This window comes from Alteromonas macleodii ATCC 27126 (genome assembly GCF_000172635.2).
Classification (GTDB): domain Bacteria; phylum Pseudomonadota; class Gammaproteobacteria; order Enterobacterales; family Alteromonadaceae; genus Alteromonas; species Alteromonas macleodii.
This window is the reverse complement of the sequence record NC_018632.1, coordinates 327,402-341,719: the sequence shown is the minus strand read 5'-3', so window position 1 is coordinate 341,719 and position 14,318 is coordinate 327,402. Positions and strand designations below refer to the sequence as shown.

Annotated in this window: 17 protein-coding genes; 3 read left to right on the top strand and 14 right to left on the bottom strand. The window is 45.3% G+C overall.

Annotated elements, in window-relative coordinates; translation table 11 throughout:
* Nucleotides 1–357: 357 nt before the first annotated feature.
* On the top strand, nt 358–2,268 hold the full coding sequence (locus MASE_RS01480) for a methyl-accepting chemotaxis protein (protein WP_014947987.1): 1,911 nt from the start codon (nt 358–360) through the stop codon (nt 2,266–2,268).
* A 60-nt stretch (nt 2,269–2,328) separates the two neighbouring features.
* On the opposite strand, the gene MASE_RS01475 is transcribed toward MASE_RS01480, so the two are convergent.
* Nucleotides 2,329–2,916, bottom strand: coding sequence for a hypothetical protein (locus MASE_RS01475; protein ID WP_014947986.1), 588 nt, complete (start codon nt 2,914–2,916; stop codon nt 2,329–2,331).
* A gap of 273 nt (nt 2,917–3,189) precedes the next feature.
* Nucleotides 3,190–4,041, bottom strand: coding sequence for an SdiA-regulated/phytase-like domain-containing protein (locus MASE_RS01470; protein WP_014947985.1), 852 nt, complete (start codon nt 4,039–4,041; stop codon nt 3,190–3,192).
* Between the two features lie 210 nt (nt 4,042–4,251).
* Between MASE_RS01470 and MASE_RS01465 the strand changes: the two genes are divergently transcribed.
* The gene (locus MASE_RS01465) at nt 4,252–6,069 is read left to right on the top strand and encodes a cation:proton antiporter (protein ID WP_014947984.1); all 1,818 of its coding nucleotides are present in this window, start codon (nt 4,252–4,254) and stop codon (nt 6,067–6,069) included.
* Nucleotides 6,070–6,363: 294 nt separating this feature from the next.
* Here MASE_RS01465 and waaA read toward each other — a convergent pair whose 3' ends face one another.
* Complete coding sequence (waaA, locus tag MASE_RS01460) at nt 6,364–7,674, bottom strand: lipid IV(A) 3-deoxy-D-manno-octulosonic acid transferase (RefSeq protein ID WP_014947983.1); 1,311 nt, start codon at nt 7,672–7,674, stop codon at nt 6,364–6,366.
* Nucleotides 7,675–8,070: 396 nt separating this feature from the next.
* Between waaA and MASE_RS01455 the strand changes: the two genes are divergently transcribed.
* Nucleotides 8,071–9,180 carry a glycosyltransferase family 4 protein gene (locus MASE_RS01455; protein WP_014947982.1) on the top strand — a complete coding sequence of 370 codons (1,110 nt, stop codon included), beginning with the start codon at nt 8,071–8,073 and terminating at the stop codon, nt 9,178–9,180.
* A gap of 80 nt (nt 9,181–9,260) precedes the next feature.
* Here MASE_RS01455 and rpsQ read toward each other — a convergent pair whose 3' ends face one another.
* Genes rpsQ through rpsJ form a run of 11 tightly spaced genes read right to left on the bottom strand, consistent with a single transcriptional unit; the run spans nt 9,261 to nt 14,198 of the window.
* Nucleotides 9,261–9,518, bottom strand: coding sequence for a 30S ribosomal protein S17 (gene rpsQ / locus MASE_RS01450; RefSeq protein WP_014947981.1), 258 nt, complete (start codon nt 9,516–9,518; stop codon nt 9,261–9,263).
* On the bottom strand, nt 9,518–9,709 hold the full coding sequence (gene rpmC / locus MASE_RS01445) for a 50S ribosomal protein L29 (RefSeq protein WP_014947980.1): 192 nt from the start codon (nt 9,707–9,709) through the stop codon (nt 9,518–9,520). Before rpmC ends, rpsQ begins: the two co-directional genes overlap by 1 nt.
* Entirely contained in the window at nt 9,709–10,119 is a 411-nt protein-coding gene (rplP, locus tag MASE_RS01440; protein WP_014947979.1) for a 50S ribosomal protein L16, read from the bottom strand. The genes rpmC and rplP overlap by 1 nt, the downstream gene beginning before the upstream one ends.
* A gap of 2 nt (nt 10,120–10,121) precedes the next feature.
* Complete coding sequence (rpsC, locus tag MASE_RS01435; RefSeq protein ID WP_014947978.1) at nt 10,122–10,826, bottom strand: 30S ribosomal protein S3; 705 nt, start codon at nt 10,824–10,826, stop codon at nt 10,122–10,124.
* 9 nt (nt 10,827–10,835) lie between these two features.
* Nucleotides 10,836–11,168 (bottom strand): 50S ribosomal protein L22, encoded by a 333-nt coding sequence (rplV, locus tag MASE_RS01430; RefSeq protein ID WP_014947977.1) that lies wholly within the window; start codon nt 11,166–11,168, stop codon nt 10,836–10,838.
* Nucleotides 11,169–11,179: 11 nt separating this feature from the next.
* Nucleotides 11,180–11,455: a 30S ribosomal protein S19 gene (gene rpsS / locus MASE_RS01425; RefSeq protein WP_012516961.1), complete on the bottom strand. Its 276-nt coding sequence runs from the start codon at nt 11,453–11,455 to the stop codon at nt 11,180–11,182.
* Between the two features lie 15 nt (nt 11,456–11,470).
* Nucleotides 11,471–12,295, bottom strand: a complete 825-nt coding sequence (rplB, locus tag MASE_RS01420) for a 50S ribosomal protein L2 (RefSeq protein ID WP_014947976.1) — start codon at nt 12,293–12,295, stop codon at nt 11,471–11,473.
* A 14-nt stretch (nt 12,296–12,309) separates the two neighbouring features.
* Nucleotides 12,310–12,609 carry a 50S ribosomal protein L23 gene (rplW, locus tag MASE_RS01415; RefSeq protein WP_012516959.1) on the bottom strand — a complete coding sequence of 100 codons (300 nt, stop codon included), beginning with the start codon at nt 12,607–12,609 and terminating at the stop codon, nt 12,310–12,312.
* Nucleotides 12,606–13,211 carry a 50S ribosomal protein L4 gene (gene rplD / locus MASE_RS01410; protein ID WP_012516958.1) on the bottom strand — a complete coding sequence of 202 codons (606 nt, stop codon included), beginning with the start codon at nt 13,209–13,211 and terminating at the stop codon, nt 12,606–12,608. Before rplD ends, rplW begins: the two co-directional genes overlap by 4 nt.
* An 18-nt stretch (nt 13,212–13,229) precedes the next feature.
* Nucleotides 13,230–13,868 (bottom strand): 50S ribosomal protein L3, encoded by a 639-nt coding sequence (gene rplC, locus MASE_RS01405; RefSeq protein ID WP_014947975.1) that lies wholly within the window; start codon nt 13,866–13,868, stop codon nt 13,230–13,232.
* Between the two features lie 18 nt (nt 13,869–13,886).
* The gene (gene rpsJ / locus MASE_RS01400; RefSeq protein ID WP_010179497.1) at nt 13,887–14,198 is read right to left on the bottom strand and encodes a 30S ribosomal protein S10; all 312 of its coding nucleotides are present in this window, start codon (nt 14,196–14,198) and stop codon (nt 13,887–13,889) included.
* Nucleotides 14,199–14,318 lie beyond the last annotated feature (120 nt).

The window sequence follows — 14,318 nt, the reverse complement described above, 5'->3', positions numbered from 1 at the left end:
GAGCAACAGGCCCTAGCTGTGGCTAATTAAATATTTAGCTTCAGTACGCCATTGGCCCTCTTGTTTTCTTCGTAAGCCAGAGGGCTTTTTTATAACTGACGTTTTTGTAAAGCCTCATCTTTCTATTGACCTATTGGTCAATTATGCTTCACAATCTCTTTGCCCTAGCAAAAAGTATAAACTTTGCGGGGAAAAGGTCGATAACTTGTCTGCGCTTTAAAAATAACAATAGCACTAGCGTAAGAATCAGAGAGTAGTACTGACCCGCCTAGGACTCAGTATCAGACGTTGCTGTGCCTGCAATGCCACGTCACCCTTGATCATAAATTTCAGCATTAACTTACGTGGTCGAAAGTCATGACTTTCAGTATAAAACAAAAACTCATTATTTCTCTTATTGTGGCGGTGCTCGCTGCTGCTATTCTTGTAGGTTCTATTAGCCAATGGATCGCCCGTGATCTCGTTAAAGAGAACATGGAAGAACTTCAGCTTCCTTCATTACTTAAACAAGTTGGTAACCGAGTGGACAGGGAAGCAAGTGTAATGCTTACCGTTGCTCACGGCATTGCTTCTAACCCCGATATTCTTGCCTGGTCGTCGGCAGGCGCAGATAGCGCTGGAGAACGCCGTCTCCTTAGCTATTTAAGTAATATCGTTGAATTTAACGATTTAACGGTAGCCTCATTTGTAGACAGAACCACCTACAAATATTGGAACCAAGATGGTTTCTTGCGGGTGCTACAAAACGATGAATTTGATGCGTGGTTTTTCGCTTACAAAAATAGCGGCGAACCAATTTCACTAAGCCTATACAACGAACCGGGTCAAGGTTACCGACTTTTTGCGAATTACCAGCAAGTAAACGGCAGAGGTATGTCGGGTGTCGCTAAATCGGTCGATGAGCTGCTAGATATCATCAATGCGGTGAAAATTGCGCAAACCGGCTTTGTCTTTCTTGTTGACGGAAACGGCACCATTATCGCTCATCCCAATACCGAGTTATTAGGAAAGGCTAAGTTAGCGTCCATAAGCGATTCAAGCACATCAGGGCAACTACTCAATCGTCAGAGCTTTGCTATGGCCACCAGCGACGCGGCAAGCGACACGCAACTGTTTGCCAGTACCTATGTGGAAAAAGCCGGTTGGTACGTGGTTGCACAAGTACCCGAGCATGAGCTTTACGCATCACTAAATGCAGGCAGTCGCCAGATTATTATTTGGGCTTTGGTGATAGCAGGCGCTTTCGCACTTATTGGTATTTGGCTAGCAGGCACGCTTACCAAACCACTTGAATCACTGGCCGATGTTTTCCAGCAGCTTGGCAGAGGACAAGGCGACTTACGCTCTCGTATTCCTATGCCAGAACAAAAGGAAATTGCCCGATTAGTGGAAGGGTTCAATAACTTTATTGATCACCTTCACGGCACCATTTCGCAAGTGGCGAAAACAAGTCACGCACTAAAGGCGTCGGCACAAGATGTTGCGAAGCAGTCTCATCAAACAGAAAACTCTACCAAGAGCCAGCGCGATCAAACCTTACAGGCGGCAGCCGCGCTAACAGAGATGGGCAGTACGGTAAATGAAGTAGCCCAGTCAGCTACCCATGCTGCGCAAAATGCGAATATGGCTACAACTAATTCCGCTCACGGTCGAGAAATTACCCAACGTGCGGTGCACGCGATAAACGGTCTTTCGGGTCAAATTCAAGATGTGTCTCGGGTTATTCAATCGCTAGATGAACACACCGCAGCCATTGGCGGTATCCTCGATACAATTCGAGGTATTTCAGAGCAAACCAATTTACTTGCGCTAAATGCTGCTATAGAAGCAGCTCGGGCTGGCGATCACGGCCGAGGCTTCTCAGTCGTTGCTGATGAGGTGCGAACACTTGCACAACGTGCCGCTCAAGCGACTGATGAAATACAGGTGAAGATCGATAAGTTCCAGCAAGACTCTAAATCTGCCGTTTCGCAAATGGAGTCAAGTCGCGCACGCACAACCGATGTGGTAACCGCAACCAATGAAATAGACAAACTGCTTCAAGATATCGCCGAAGAGATTGCTCACATTAATGATGTGAACACGCAAGTAGCGACGGCTACGGAAGAGCAAGCTACGGTGGTTGAAGATATCAGTCGAAATATTAATGACATTAGTGCATCAAGTGAAGAAACCCTGAATGCGACTAAGATATTGGTTAGCGTGAGTGACAAGCTCGATGAACTGGCGCAAGAACTCTCGTCTGAAGTGAGCAGATTTAAGCTTTAAGTTTACTTATGTCTTATGAATGACAAAGCGGTGAGATAATACAACCTTATGCGCCATCATTTAGAAAGTGATGGCGTATTCTACTTTTACTTGATTGTCACGGCTGGAGCGCCATGGCAATTGCATTGATGCTCCTTCACTTTCCCACGATTCTCTCATAGCTCCAACAGTAAGAAGGTGCTTGTCTTCCTTGAATGGGATTTCAACGTAAAGGCCTGCTGATGTACTGGTAGGCAGACGAATTGTATCGGCAACCGGAATGCTCATCTCATGACGGGGACGAACTTTATGGCTTAACCCCAACCGATAATCACCTCGATCCCACCAGCTAACCACTTCAAATTCGTGGCTTCTGACACGCTGAGACATAACACCGTAGTCAAGCAGCCCTTTGTTGTAATGGACAATGGCTTCAACGTTAAACATTGGCGCCAGTTTTTGGCTAAATGCAAGTTGATACTGCTTTTGTTTGCAGCCTTTGAACTTAATTTTATTTTTAGTGAGAGTTAGGGAAAACGTATCGTCACTGTCTGAATATTTGTTGAGCCATTCTTGTGCCTTTTCGACCACAGAGGCATTAGCTGCACCCGCCAATAAAAAACATGGACAAAAGCACATTGCTAAAAAGGACTGGTTTAAACGTCTCATTTTTCGCTGCCTCTCAAATTGTGGTTGGCTACAACTTATTCGATCACAATTTCAGTATAGACAGGAAAGTAGGCAGTTGGGTATTAGCCATTTTACTAACATCGACTAAAAGATAACTTTAAAAGAACAGCTGCTGACAATGAAAGAGCGCTTATTCACAACCGTGAATAAGCTTCGGGGGATTGGCTGCCAGACTTCAATCAGCTCGCTTTTTTATGGCGTTGCTCGTTACGGCGTTACCTGTTTTGGCGCTACTTGTTATGGCGCTACTTGTTATGGCATTACTCTGGCGCTAGACAACGATGCTTTGCGCCCTTCAGTAGCTTCTTCGCTGAACCAATATGTGCCGTTATTATCCACGCATATGCCTTCAACTTGTTTATATTGCTCAAGCGGCCATACATCAAGAAGGGCAAAGTCGCTTGATACTTGAGCCATGAAAGTAGCAAAGTTTCCAAATGGATCTGATTTGTAGCCGGTGATAACAAACCTATTTTGGTGCTGATCGAAGTCTACCCCAGTTACCACGCCCGGCAGTCCATCAATGGACGCAAACGTACTAATGGTTTGCTCAGCTTCGTCTTCGTTCACTTTATAGATATGGGTTATACCAGTTTTCCAACTTTTAGAAAAAAGAAGCAGGTCATCGCCATGCTTAACCATCGCCTCTGAGTCAAAATCATGTGCATAAGGAATGTTATTCGAAGCGTCATTACCCTCGTATTTCAATGTAATAGAGGTGATGTCATTCACATTTGAGCGGTTTACTTTATGTATTTCGACCTGCTCTCTTTTGCCTTTATTGTTTCCCACATCCGCAATGTAAAACGATGAAGCGTCAGCGGTTATTGCTTCCCAGTCTTTATTGGTGAGCGGTAAGCGCGTTCGTTCAATAATTTCACCCTGGTAATTTATACGATAAATGACGGGAGCATTACCTGAGTCATTTAATGAGTACATGCCGTCCGTTTCGCAAAATAGACCCGATGTTTCTGAAAGTTCTTCCGGCAACTCAACGATATTTTTTATTTGTAACTGTGCAGAAGGGATGGGATATTGAACTGCGCATGCCGATGCTAGTACAAGCGATGCTGATAAAGCCGCGAATTTAAAGTGAGTGTTCAATGAAAGGCTCCGAAAAGAACGATAAGTGAAGAATAATATCAAACCTACCCACTCTCTAACATGCATTTTAGTGCGCTAAATAAGGTCTATTGGTCTAAACTTTTAGCCCAAGCGTATATCGCTATAAACATAGGTTGGCCTAAAGTCTCTGTATGACAAATGTTTAGGCTGATATACCATGGAATAATATCAACACGTTAAGGACTCACTTTGTCAGACCCGCTTCTTTCACTCGTTGCAGTTGGATTGCTGTCAATTACCTGCCAATACTTAGCCTATAAGGTTAGGCTCCCTGCTATTTTACCGTTGTTAATTGTCGGTATTGTGGTTGGCCCTGTTTTTGGCGTGCTCAACGCGGACGACTTATTCGGTGATTTGCTGTTTCCTGTCGTTTCTCTCTCTGTTGCCATTATTCTTTTTGAAGGGTCACTGACGCTGAAGTTCAGCGACATCGCGGGTCATGGGAACATGGTTCGAAACCTTTGCTCTGTGGGCGTGGTTGTAACCTGGCTTGTCGCAGCCACTGCAGCGCACTACAGTCTTGATCTTACTTGGCAGCTATCCTTCCTATTCGGAGCCATTGTTACCGTAACAGGCCCCACGGTTATAGTGCCCATGCTCAGAACCGTGCGACCGAAAACGAATTTGGCCAATATCTTACGCTGGGAAGGGATTGTCATAGACCCTATCGGCGCTCTGCTCGCCGTACTGGTTTTCGAGTTTATCGTTGCATCGCAAGAAACCGCCATTACCCATACGCTGATAGCGTTTGGCAAAACCATTGGAATTGGCTCCGTACTTGGTCTCGCTTCTGGCTATCTGCTTGGCCTGTCTATTCGCAAAGACTGGATACCGCACTATTTGCTTAACACCGCAGTGTTAACCGTTATTCTGGGTGTGTTTGCAGCGTCTAATTATGTTGCGCACGAGTCTGGCCTTTTGGCGGTTACCATATCTGGTATGGTACTGGCCAATATGAAGGACGTAGACGTAGAAGACATTCTTGAGTTTAAGGAAACCCTGAGTGTTTTACTTATTTCAGGCTTATTTATTCTGCTTGCCACGCGTTTGAACTTACAATCGGTAGTGGATGTAGGTTGGGGCTCCATTGTAGTGCTTGCCGCCATTATGTTTGTGGCTCGGCCTTTGTCCGTATTGGCGTCCTCCGTCGGTACCGGACTCAAGTTAAACGAATTAGCCTTGCTAAGCTGGATTGCACCTCGCGGTATTGTTGCAGCGGCGGTATCAGCCCTTTTCTCTTTAAAGCTTGAAGAAATTGGCTATGAAGGCGCGGGTATTATCGTTCCTATTGTCTTTATGGTGATTATTGCAACAGTGGTAGTACAGAGCCTTACTTCACGCACTGTTGCGTCGCTACTTAAGGTGAGAGCGCCTGCGCCAACTGGCTATCTGATTTTCGGTGGCAGTAAATTCAACCGCGCCTTAGCGACAGAAATGATAAATCAAAAGCTAGACGTTACCATTGCAGATACTAACTGGGACGCAATAAGAGAAGCGCGTATGAAGGATATCCCAGTATATTTTGGCAACCCAATGTCTGACCATGCAGCGCGACATCTTGATCTGAATACATTCGGTACCGTGCTGATTATGTCGCCTTATAAACAGCTTAACCCACTTATTGCTTATCACTTTGAATACACGATGGGCAAAGACAAAGTATGGGCGCTGACAAATAACGAACAATCTACGCGACCAAGTCACCAAGTTAGCGAACAATACGCGAAAAAACTTACTCTGTTCGATGAAGGCGTTACTTATGGGTATTTAGCATCGGCCATTGCCCGTGACTCAATGGTGAAAACCACCCGTTTATCTGAAGAGTTTACTTACGAGCAGTACATAAAACAGTATGGTGAGCGCGCTACACCTCTCATTGCGATCAACGCTGAAGGTAAGAGCTATACTTTTATCAACGGTAACAGTATTCAGCCTAAAGCAGGATGGCGTGTGATTAGCTTGATTGAACCAGAACGAAAAGAAGAAAAAGTAGAAGTGCAAAAGTAAGAAAACCTCCTGCCCACCGGCAGGAGGTCTCTCCCTGGAAAACGCGCAACGCAGTGCCCTTTTTAAAAGGTGCATATTTATTTGGATTTTACTGTTGTTACGCTGTCGCACACTTTATAGCAAGCAGCGAACCAACTTTGACAATCCTTGTATAATCAAATAGATAGCTAAAAACCAAGTCCCTATTCATTATTTTTTAGCTGTCACAGCGCCTAATTTGGTGCATCAGACGCACAAATGCGGGGTTCCTTTTTTGTTCAATAACAACGAGTTGCTGTTTTTGACTGACGGCATTTAACGAATACTGCGATGTATACACGCTAAAGTAGAATCTAACGCGCCGCTGTTATCCTGTAGTACCTTTTTACCGGCCATTCCCGCTTTTTCAGCTTTACTGGGTGATTCAAGCCATTCTTGTACCGTTGAAGAAACGCGAGAAGCATCTTCTACAATGCTTAATGCGCCACATTCTTTTAAATAGTCGCAGATAACAGGGTTATTATAGGTGTGTGGCCCCATCATTATTGGCAACGAGAATGCTGCCGGCTCAAGGGCATTATGGCCGCCTCTATCGGCAATAGAGCCGCCAACAAAGGCAAATGTTGCTACCGCATAAGCATGATTTAACTTACCCATTTCATCCAACAGGATAACGTTCACATCGTTTGGAACGTTATCTACCTCTGAACTTTTGACGAAGTTCAGATTATGCTTTTCAAGTAATTTTGCTACGGCTTCAAAGCGCTCTGGATGGCGAGGGACAATAATCACCCGTAGTTGAGGGCTCTCTTTCCATAAAACCTTTGCAGATTCAACGATAACGCTCTCTTCAGGTTCGTGCGTGCTGCCTGCAACTAGTATTGGCCTTTCACCCTTAGCTAACCCAAGAAAATGTGCAGAATAGCTCGCTGTATTTGCGGCTTGATCAAACTTAATATTATTCGTGAGGGTTAGCTTATCTTGCGCAACACCAAGCCATGCATAATTATCATAGTCTCTCTGCCCTTGAGCACATACGTGAGATAGCTTAGCCAACATAGGGTTAAATAGTTGTCCGATTTTTTTATAACGTTTAGCCGAGCGCTCAGTCATGCGAGCATTTATTACCATAACGGGAATATTGCGCTTCCAGCACACGTGAATAAGGTTTGGCCATAGTTCAACTTCTGTAATCATTACTGCTTTGGGCTTAATGCGTTTCAGCATTGAAGACATAGTCAGCGACAAATCATAAGGCAGATAGAAATGGTGAACGGTGTCTTTGAATATATCTCGAACACGAGCAGAGCCTGTAGACGTGGTTGTAGTTACGGTTATTTGCGCGTCTGGCTCGTGTTGCATTATTCGTTTTATTACGCATGAAGCAGCCACGACTTCCCCCACTGAAACACAGTGAAACAAATAGCCATTCTGCTTGAGCGGCTTTGGGACTATACCAAAACGCTCAAATCTCCCTCGATGCGAGCAATCGCTTGCTTTAGTGGCTTTTATCAATAAATGAATAAATGCGAAGGGAATCGCAATCGCCAATACAAGCGAATATCCCCACCGGCAGAGCGTTTCAAGTAGAGTAGGTTTATAGCCACGTGTATTGGCAACAACCATAAATACATCCTTTTTGATACAGATACTTCGACGGCACGACTACAAGTGATCGACTATCGATGTTGAATTATGCTTTTCAAATACGGTGTGCTGGGCACTGCGAAACACCCACTCCCAGCGGTAAGCAGGTAATTCTAGCTATCTAGTGCCGCAGTTCCCGATAGATTCTTTCGACATTGTAGTGGCTAAATAGCCCGCGTCTAGGGCAAAGCGACCTTATACGTAAGTAAATAGTGTATATGAGAAAGGCAATAATATATTGATCACTCGCTTTATGCGTATAGCGATGTTTAAACAGCAAGATGTAACCACAACCATATAAGAAAAGCCGCAAAAAACGGTCTTAAATAAAAAAGCAGCGTATACAGAATATTAAATAAATTTTAAGGAAGGCATTTGAGTATACGCGTTCTTCACATTGAACTTGGCATACATCTTCACGGTGGCGCAGAACAAGTTGCATACCTCATCAATGCGTTAGAGCACCATGATGATATTTCACTTCACTTGGTTTGCGCTGAAGACAGTGAGATTCGTCATACGGCTTTTGGGCATTGTGAAACGCATACCATTAAGTATGCCGGTGAGTCAGACTTCCTATGTGTAAAGCGTTTACTGGAAGTCGTAAATGGGGTTAACCCAAATATTATTCATGTACACAGCGAACGAGGTTCGGATGTATGGGGTGCCATGCTCGCCAAAATTTCAGGTGTGCCTACGGTTTGCACAAGGCGAATAGATAACCCCGAAACTCACTTTTCATTTTATAAGTACAAACAATTCGATGCAGTTATCAGCGTATCTGAAGGTGTGAGGAAAGTGGTTTCACTACATTGTGAAGGCGTAGAACATCAGCGCGTTATATATCCAGCAGTAGACTTAACAGAGTATTCCCAACGCAAAGATAGCGGTTGGCTGCGACGTACATTCTCTATTCCTGAAGACCATATCGTCATTGCAAATTTCGCTCAGTACATATCTCAAAAAGGGCAAGCGGATATCATTTTGGCTATGCACGATGTATTGAACAAGCATGAAAATGTAACCTGTTTATTGTTTGGCGAGGGAAATCTAAAAGAGAGCTATCAATCACTTATAGAACGCCATAAGCTAGACGAGCATGTGAAGCTTTGCGGTTTTACTAAAGAGGTAGCCAAAATACTCCCTAATGTAGATATTCTGGTTCATCCTTCCTATTCAGAGGGTTTAGGCGATATTTTACTTCAGGCAGGTGCTAACAAATGTGCAGTGTTATCTAGTCCTGTGGGGGGAATACCCGAAGTTATCAAGCATAAGGAAACAGGTGTTATGGTAGCGCCTGGCGATATTGACGGAATTGGGGAGAGCTTAATTAGTTTAATTGAAGCCCCTGATGAAAGAGCACAATATGGAGAGGCTTTGTATAAGCTTGTCACAAGTAAATTTGGTATAGAAAGGATGTCCAATGCCTACGCTGATTTATACAAGACATTGCTGTCTGACAGTGCTGGGCAGGCTCGTGCTTAGTGTGAATCAAGACTGAAAAACGCCAGATACAAAAAAGCCGCTCGAGAGCGGCTTTTTTAAGACTTTGAAAAAGTTAGCGATTAAACGCCAGCTTTCTCAACAACGTCAACTAGCATCCAAGATTTGCTCTTAGATAGTGGGCGACATTCACGTACTGTTACTACGTCACCTTTATTGCATACGTTGTTTTCGTCGTGGGCGTGAAGCTTAGTAGAGCGCTTGATGAACTTCCTGTAGATTGGGTGCTTAACAAAACGTTCAACTACAACAGTGATAGACTTATCCATCTTGTTGCTAACCACACGACCTTGTACTGTACGAATTTTTTGCTCAGTCATTACGCATCAGCCTTTTGAGTCAGAATGGTTTTAACACGCGCGATGTTACGACGTACTTTTCTCAACTGATCAGTTTTTTCAAGCTGACCTGTTGTGTGCTGCATGCGTAGGTTGAACTGTTCGCGTAGCAGGTTAATCAACTCTGCGTTCAGCTCTTCTACGCTCTTTTCTTTCAGTTCAGTCGCTTTCATTACATCACCGTCCGAGTTACAAAGGTTGTTTTAAATGGCAGTTTAGCCGCTGCCAATTCAAACGCTTCGCGTGCAAGATTTTCAGGAACACCTTCCATCTCGTATAGCACACGACCAGGCTGAATTTGGCATACCCAGTACTCAACGTTACCTTTACCTTTACCTTGACGCACTTCTAGAGGCTTCTCAGTAATTGGCTTGTCAGGGAAAACTCGAATCCAAATTTTACCTTGACGCTTAACGTGACGAGTCATAGCACGACGCGCTGCTTCGATTTGGCGCGCAGTCATTCGACCACGACCAACTGCTTTAAGGCCGTAAGTACCAAAGGCAACAGTATTACCCGCTGCTAAGCCGCGGTTGCGGCCTTTGTGCATCTTACGGAACTTCATGCGTTTTGGTTGTAACATGATTAGCCCTCTCGCTTAGCGTTGCGGCCTTTCTTCTTAGGTTGAGCAGCTGGTGCTTGCTCTTGAGTTGTAGGTAGACCACCTAGAACTTCACCTTTGAAGATCCATACTTTAACGCCGATGATACCGTAAGTAGTTGACGCTTCAGAGGTTGCGTAATCGATATCCGCACGGAAAGTGTGCAGAGGAACGCGACCTTCACGGTACCATTCAGAACGTGCAATCTCTGCTCCGCCCAAACGGCCGCTAACTTCAACTTTGATACCTTTCGCGCCTAGACGCATTGCGTTTTGTACTGCGCGCTTCATAGCACGACGGAACATAACACGACGCTCTAGCTGGCTAGAGATGCTGTCAGCTACTAGCTGGCCATCTAGCTCTGGCTTACGTACTTCAGCGATGTTGATCTGAGCTGGCACGCCGGCTAGCTTAGATACGTAGTTACGCAACTTCTCTACGTCTTCACCTTTCTTACCGATTACAACGCCTGGACGAGCAGTGTGAATAGTCACACGGATGCTCTTAGCAGGACGCTCGATCACGATTTTAGAAAGTGAAGCGTTCTTTAGTTGCTTAGTCAGATACTGACGTACCTGATGATCGTTATACAGGTTGTCTGCATAGTCTGCAGTATTAGCGTACCAGGTAGAAGTCCATGGTTTGCTGATACCCAGGCGTATACCTGTAGGATGTACCTTCTGTCCCATTATCTACTCCTAGTTATCCGCTACAACCACAGTGATGTGACTGCTGCGCTTGAAGATACGATCAGCACGGCCTTTAGCACGTGGCTTGATACGTTTCATAGTTGGACCTTCGTCAACGAAAACTTTAGACACGCGTAATTCGTCGATGTCTGCGCCTTCGTTGTGCTCTGCGTTAGCAATCGCAGATTCCAATACTTTCTTTACTAGCGCTGCGCTTTTCTTCGGGCTGTACGCAAGAAGCTCTAGAGCTTTCTCAACGTGCATTCCGCGAATTTGATCCGCAACCAAGCGTGCCTTTTGAGCCGACGTGCGGGCAAAACGGTGTTTAGCTAATGCTTCCATCTTCCTACCCCTTAACGTTTAGCTTTCTTATCCGCGACATGGCCGCGGTAAGTACGCGTTGGCGCAAATTCGCCCAACTTGTGGCCGACCATTTCGTCACTAATAATGACAGGTACATGTTGGCGACCGTTATGGACCGCAATGGTCAACCCAATCATATCTGGGATGATCATAGAACGACGAGACCAAGTTTTGATTGGTTTACGTTCGTTCTTTTCCACTGCAGCCTCTACCTTCTTCAGCAAGTGAAGGTCAATAAAAGGACCTTTCTTGAGAGAACGTGGCATGGTGAATCCTCGCTATTACTTGTTTCGACGACGTACGATAAGCTTATCAGTACGCTTGTTGCTTCGGGTTTTCTTACCTTTGGTAGGAACACCCCAAGGAGTTACTGGGTGACGACCGCCTGATGTACGACCTTCACCACCACCGTGTGGGTGATCAACCGGGTTCATGGCAACACCACGAACGGTAGGACGAACACCACGCCAGCGTGTAGCACCAGCTTTACCTAGTGAACGAAGCATGTGCTCTGCATTGCCAACTTCACCGATAGTGGCGCGGCAATCAGATAGAACTTTACGCATTTCGCCAGAGCGTAGACGTAGGGTAACGTAGTTTCCGTCACGTGCTAGGATCTGAGCATAAGCACCAGCAGAACGTGCGATTTGCGCACCTTTGCCAGGCTTCATTTCAATTGCGTGTACAACAGTACCTACAGGGATGTTACGCATAGGTAGAGTGTTACCAGACTTGATCGGAGCGTCCGAACCAGACTGGATTGCATCACCTGCTTGCATACCCTTAGGAGCCAGAATGTAACGACGTTCACCGTCTGCGTACAATACTAGTGCAATGTTTGCAGAACGGTTTGGATCGTATTCTAAACGCTCAACTTTAGCTGGAATGCCGTCTTTGTTGCGTTTAAAGTCGATTACACGGTAGTGTTGCTTATGACCACCACCAATGTGACGAGTGGTAATACGACCATTGTTGTTACGACCGCCAGATTTGCTGTTCTTTTCAAGCAAAGGTGCGTACGGTGCACCTTTGTGCAGGTCAGGATTTACGACCTGAACAACGTGACGACGACCGGCAGAAGTTGGCTTAGCTTTCAATAATGGCATTTCTAATCCCCTTCTTACTCAGCACCACCGACAAAGTCGATGTCCTGACCTTCTTTAAGAACCACGTAGGCCTTTTTCCAGTCGCTGCGCTTACCGAAAGACATGCCGTGACGCTTGGTTTTACCCTTAACGTTCACAGTACGAACACCTTCAACTTCAACTTCAAACAGTTTTTCAACTGCAGCTTTGATTTCGGCTTTGTTCGCGTCTTTAGCTACTTTAAATACAACTGTGTTGTTCGCTTCAGCAGCCATTGTAGACTTTTCTGAAACGTGAGGTGCTACTAGCACCTTCAGTAGACGTTCTTCTTTCATGCTAACGCCTCCTCAAGTTGTTTAACCGCATCAGCAGTCATTAGCACTTTTTCAAATGCAATCAAGCTCACTGGGTCGATGCCTGCTACGTCACGTACGTCAACTTTGTACAAGTTGCGCGCCGCTAGGAACAAGTTCTCATCAACTTCAGGAGTAACGATTAGAACGTCATTTAGTTCATATTCGTTAAGTGCAGAAATAAGAGCTTTAGTCTTAGGTGCGTCAACACCGAACTTCTCTACAACAACCAAACGGTCTTGACGGATTAGTTCAGACAGGATGCTCTTGATCGCACCGCGATACATTTTCTTGTTAACTTTTTGGTCAAAGTCACGAGGCTTTGCTGCGAAAGCACGGCCACCGCCAACCCAAATTGGGCTACGGATTGTACCAGCACGCGCGCGGCCAGTACCTTTTTGACGCCATGGCTTCTTACCGCCACCACGAACTTCAGCGCGAGTTTTCTGCGCTTTTGTACCCTGACGAGCACCTGCACCGTAAGCTACAACTACCTGGTGTACCAGGGCTTCGTTGAATTCACGTCCAAAGGTCGCTTCGGATACTTCAAGAGCGCTTTGCGCGTCTTTCAATGTTAATTCCATCAGTTCACTCCCCAGACGTTACGCTTTAACAGCTGGCTTTACGATTACATCGTTGCCAGTTGCGCCAGGTACGGCACCTTTAACTAGGATAAGGCCGTTCTCTACGTCAACACGTACAACTTCCAAAGACTGAGTAGTCACTTGCTTGTTACCAAGCTGACCAGCCATTTTCTTGCCTTTGAATACTTTACCTGGTGATTGGTTTTGACCAATTGAACCAGGAGCACGGTGTGACAAAGAGTTACCGTGTGTCATACGCTGAGAACTGAAGTTCCAGCGCTTGATAGCACCTTGGAAACCTTTACCTTTTGATGTACCAGTTACATCAATTTTCTTAGTGTCGTTAAAGATTTCAACAGTGATTTCACTGCCTACTTCAATATCGGCACCTTCGTTTTCTTCTAGGCGGAATTCTACTAGAGTGCGTCCAGCTTCAACACCAGCTTTAGCAAAGTGACCTGCTTCAGCTTTGTTGATGCGGTTAGCTTTCTTAGTTCCAGCAGTAACCTGAAGAGCGCGATAACCGTCAGTTTCCTCAGTACGAAGCTGAGTAACGCGGTTTGGGGTCGCTTCAATAACAGTCACAGGGATAGACGTACCATCTTCAGTGAAGATGCGAGTCATACCCACTTTACGACCGACTAGACCAATCGCCATTGTTATAACCCTCTCTTATTAGCCCAGGCTGATTTGAACATCAACGCCAGCAGCCAAGTCCAAACGCATCAACGCGTCAACTGTTTTATCAGTTGGCTCGATGATGTCTACCAAACGCTTATGAGTACGGATTTCATATTGATCACGCGCGTCTTTGTTAACGTGCGGAGAAATCAGAACTGTATAGCGTTCTTTGCGAGTAGGTAGAGGAATAGGACCACTTACCTGAGCACCAGTGCGTTTCGCAGTTTCAACGATTTCAGCCGTAGACTGATCGATCAACTTGTGATCAAACGCTTTCAAACGAATGCGAATTCTTTGATTTGGCATCGATTAAGCTCCAATCGAAAGAACAAAAAAATTCACCCTTTCTCTTCCATTTATTCCGGAAAGAAAGGATGTGCGTAAACCGATGGTTCCCAATCGGAACCCTGTTCTTTTTTCTAGCAC